The following is a 4,214-nucleotide window of genomic DNA, read 5'->3' as shown; positions in this document are numbered from 1 at the left end:
CGGGACGGTCGGAGAGGACGACGGCCATCGACTCGGTCAGGACGTCGACGGATAGGGCGGCGCGGGCGTCCTGCTCCTCCGATTCCGGTTGCGGGTCGTCGGGGACGGAGACGGTGCGGGTCGTGGCGGCGCCGCGTGGCCACACCGTGCCGCCCAGCAGGGTCGTCAGGCGTCCGCAGACCGAGCCCGCGAGCTGCCCGGCTTCCGGGGCGGCGGTCGTGGCGCGGGTCTCCGTCCACCAGTAGGGCGGCGCGGGAGCGGACACCTCGGGACCGAGGAGACGCTCCGCCTCACCCGGCGTGTGGACGAGCAGCGGGGCCTCCACGGCGACCAGGGGACGGCCGGTGGGCGCGCACAGCCGAACGACGGCCCCGTCCTGGCCGGCGACCAGACCCAGCTCGGGTCCGCCCGCGAAGAAACCGGCCAGCAGGGAACGGGTGTCCGGCATCTTCGGGGTGAGGGCAATGACGTCCTTGGTCATGCGGGGGTCTCCGGCGGTTGTATAGCGCGAGATGCCACTTCCTGCGTTCTGCCATCAGTTCACTCCCCGAGTGGACTGATGACACGCAGATTCCCTCCTCTGCTGCGAATCCATTGTTCCAGCGCGTCACCGGACAGCTCACGAGTCGTTTTCCCTTCAACTATGAGCGCCGGACCGAACACCGTTCCGCTTGCGCCTTCCAGTTTGGTTTCCTCATCCAGTGTCACCTCGAATGAGTTTTCTTTAAAAACGGCGCCGCACAGGTTAGCGCCGCAGAGATTGACTTCGAATAGATCGGCCCCCATGAACTTGGCACCGCGACAGCTCGCTCCTGAGGCGTCGACCGCGTACAGCGACGCTTTAACCAGATCCGCCCCGTCCAAAACCGTGTGCTTCAAGATGGCGTCGTCCATATTGACGCGTACCAGACAGCAGCGCGTCAGGTCGGCTCCCGTGAAATCCGCACCTTGAGCGTCCGATCGGTAAAGATCGGCCTCTACCAACTTTACATTTACCAGCTTCGCTTCAGTGAACAATGATTCAGAGAAGTCTCCGTAAGAAAGGTCTGCTCCGCTCAAATCAAGCCCAGCGGCGTCCAGGCCACCCTCTTCTTTCAGCCACTCTTGAAGTCGCCGCGCAGCAGCTTCGTCTTGCGGAAGCCTAGCGGGAACCCAGCCGTTACGGGTACCAGATGACATTGTCTTCCCAGCCGTTCTTTTCGACGATCGACTTGATGTCATCGATCGCTGCCTGATTTGCGTTCCTGACGTCCAGGATCACGATCCGCTTCTTCTTGACGATTTGACCGCGCAGTTTCTTAACCCACCGTTCGTTGTTTGCCGGATTGTATGCGCCGCTAAATGGCTGCGACTTATCGCGCACGTCATTGAAAGGGGGCCAATCTGAATGCACTCCCTTTATGTCATAATACCGGCCTGTGCTCGGGGAATAGAACTCGCCGAGGGCGGCCTCCGAGGGTCGCTGGATGTCATGGGGTAGACGTCCCTGCTCGCGAAGATCCAGTCCCACTCGCGCCTCGTCCTCCGATGAATCCCTCACCTTGTTTCCATGGTCCGGGTCGTGCTTCAGCGCGTCAAAGTCCTCCAAGTTCCGCTGCTCGACCCTATCGAGGTGGTCCCAGTGCGCGGCGCGCTCCTCAGGGGTCATCTCGGGCAACGGTTCATTGGCACGCGGCGCGTGCGGCCCTGTTCCCGCACCGGCATCCCCTGGGCTGCTGCCGGGGCTGTCCGTGCCACCCGGTGTGTGATCGCGACTGTCTGCCGGGTTTTCGTGCCCGTGGCCTGCCGTTTGGTCGCCGTGTCCGGTTCCGCCTGAGTCTTCATGGCTGCCGGGGCCGAGTTCGGACGGACGGCCTTCAGCGTGATGGGAAGGCGGCTCGTGGCCGGCGGACGGGCCGGGGCCGTGCTCGTGGGCCGTTCCACCTGCTCCACTGGTGAGGCGATCGCCGGAGCCGCCTCCCTGTACGTGCTCAGCCCGAGCACCGGACCCGACCGGTTCCTCCGAGCGGTCGGCGCGGTCGGCGGAATTGAGTTCGGCGTGGTCCTTCGCGGAGAGTTCGTGCGGGGCTTCACCGACGTGTTGGCGGAGGGTGCCGTCGGCGTTGAGGACGTCGCCGGTCTTGGTGTCGAGGTAGACGCGCTCGCCCGCGTCGTCGATGTATTCGGCGGCGTGCTCGGGTAGGGAGGCGGGGCGCTCGGCGGGCGGGATCGGGTGGTCGGACGGCGTGTACCTGCCGCCGATGGCCGCCGCGTCCAGCGGAGCGGTCGGGTTGACGTTCCTGAGCCGGGTGAAGGCGTCACTCACCTTGACGAAGGCGAACTTGCCCGCTTTGCCGACGTAGGTGAGGGGATCGACGGCCCGGCCGACCTTGCCCGCGACCGACAGGGCGCGGGCCACCGCGGCGGTCTTGCCGGTGCCGGAGGCTGCTGCTCCGACTCCGTCGGTGCCCAGCAGGCCGAGCACGTTGAAGCCGACGGCGCCGGCCGCGCGGGACGGATTGGTCTTCCAGGTGTCCCAGGCGACGAGTCCCTTGACGGTCTGCTTGTAGACGGTGCGCGAGTCGCGCAGCCAGGAGGGGAGCTTGTCGTCGGGCACCAGCCACCACGTGCCGAGGGTGGCGCTGGTGAGGGCCGAAGCGGTGCCCAGCTTGGCGAGGTTCTTCCAGGCCTCGCCCGCCGCGTCCCAGCCGTCCGCGCCCACCAGGGTGCCCAGGCCGTGGATGGTGCCCATCACCCCGTCGGTCCAGAAACCGTCCCAGAGCTGTCCGGCCTGGTGGGTCACCCAGTCCCAGCCCTCGTACTCCTGCTCGGCGGGCGCGCCCCAGGGGGTCTCCGCGGCGTGGTCGAGGTCCTCGGCCCGGTAGCCGTACGTGTTCTTGCGGTGCGAGCCGTCGTCGACGGTGAGCGTCGTGCCGCCGACCAGGGCGGTGATCTTGTTGTGGCAGGTGCGCTCGGCGGCCTGGAAGGCGGCGACCGTGTGGTTGACCTCGCGCCAGAGGCGGTTGTTGGTCTCGACCTTGCCGTGGTCCGTGCGCCAGTCGTCGTCGCCGGAGACGGAGTTCACGAACGTCGTGGCCTCCGCCTTGAGCGACTCCAGCCGCTCGACCAGCGGTTTGACCGTGGAGGCGTACTCGGACAGAGCCGAGGTCACCTTCTCCAGGGCGTCGGCGAACGCGTCCGCCTTGCTCTTCACCGGCTGTGTGGAGGAGAACAGCTCGTGCGCCTCCGGGGCGCGGTAGAAGGCGGACAGCTCCTGGAAGGTGGTGTGCACGTCCGCGCCCGAGGCACGGAACTGGGCCGCGTTGGCCGTCAGCAGCATCACATCGGTGTCCAGCGTGGACAGGTCGCCGATGAAGTGCGGTATCCCGGACGGGTCGATCAGTGTCGCTTCGTCGCTCATCCCCGGCCCCCGGTCCGGCCGCCGTTCCCGCTCACTCCCGGCAGGTCCACCTTCGGCTCCTTGGCCGCCTGGTGCTGTGCGTTGGCTGCCAGTTCCAGGTCGCCCTGGACGTAGTGGCCGGTGGCCTCGGCGGCCCCGTTCAGCGACCGCGACGCGCGCTTGGCGATGTAGACCAGGTCCCGGCTCCAGTGCTGCAGGAACTCGCCCAGCGCCGAGCCGACCACGCCGGCCGTGCTGGTGTAGGGCCCGTACTGGCTGGTGAGCGTGCCCGCGGCGGACGCCGCCTCCTCCAGGTTCCCCTGCATCGCCGTGCCCGTGTCCGACAGGTTCTTCGCGGCGGTGCCCGTCTTCCTCAGGACGCCGCGCACTCCGGCCACGTCGATGTCCCACCCCGTCACGCCGTCAACCCCCGTTTCGGCAGGCCCCATTGGGCCGGGTTCGGTCAAACGTTCGCCGAACATGATCTCGTGTGGAGGATTGTGGACGCAACGCGATACGACGTGATGTCGCCGTCAAGTGGCCGTATCCGGCGGGTCGATCGGCTTCGCCTGGCGCACGCGGGTGTCTGAGCAGAGCAGTTCCCGTGCGTGCCCGTCATCGACCATGACCTGAACCCGGTCTTCCCGGAAGCGAGGCCGGCTCTCCTCGGCAGTCTCCTCGGTAGTCCCTCCAGCCGCCTCCTCCGCAGTTCAACGACTACGACCACAAGACCCGCGACTGTCCCGCCATGGGCATCCCCCACTACCTGCACTACCTGATCCTGGATCCGCGCGACGGCACGTGGACGTACCAGTGGGGGATCGGCCGGGCCGGC

The 4,214-nt window shown here is 67.1% G+C and carries 3 protein-coding genes and 1 pseudogene; all 4 read right to left on the bottom strand.

Annotation, left to right across the window (positions count from 1 at the left end; all coding sequences use genetic code 11):
• Positions 1–481 (bottom strand): annotated as a pseudogene (locus IE225_RS32345) (DUF6177 family protein); the annotation flags it as partial.
• Between the two features lie 59 nt (positions 482–540).
• Entirely contained in the window at positions 541–1,179 is a 639-nt protein-coding gene (locus IE225_RS32340; RefSeq protein WP_190061238.1) for a pentapeptide repeat-containing protein, read from the bottom strand.
• Positions 1,160–3,400, bottom strand: coding sequence for a hypothetical protein (locus tag IE225_RS32335; protein ID WP_190061237.1), 2,241 nt, complete (start codon positions 3,398–3,400; stop codon positions 1,160–1,162). Before IE225_RS32335 ends, IE225_RS32340 begins: the two co-directional genes overlap by 20 nt.
• The gene (locus tag IE225_RS32330; RefSeq protein ID WP_190061236.1) at positions 3,397–3,798 is read right to left on the bottom strand and encodes a DUF6507 family protein; all 402 of its coding nucleotides are present in this window, start codon (positions 3,796–3,798) and stop codon (positions 3,397–3,399) included. The genes IE225_RS32335 and IE225_RS32330 overlap by 4 nt, the downstream gene beginning before the upstream one ends.
• Positions 3,799–4,214 lie beyond the last annotated feature (416 nt).

This window comes from Streptomyces echinoruber (assembly GCF_014651135.1).
GTDB lineage: Bacteria > Actinomycetota > Actinomycetes > Streptomycetales > Streptomycetaceae > Streptomyces > Streptomyces echinoruber.
This window is presented reverse-complemented; position numbering and strand designations above follow the sequence as displayed.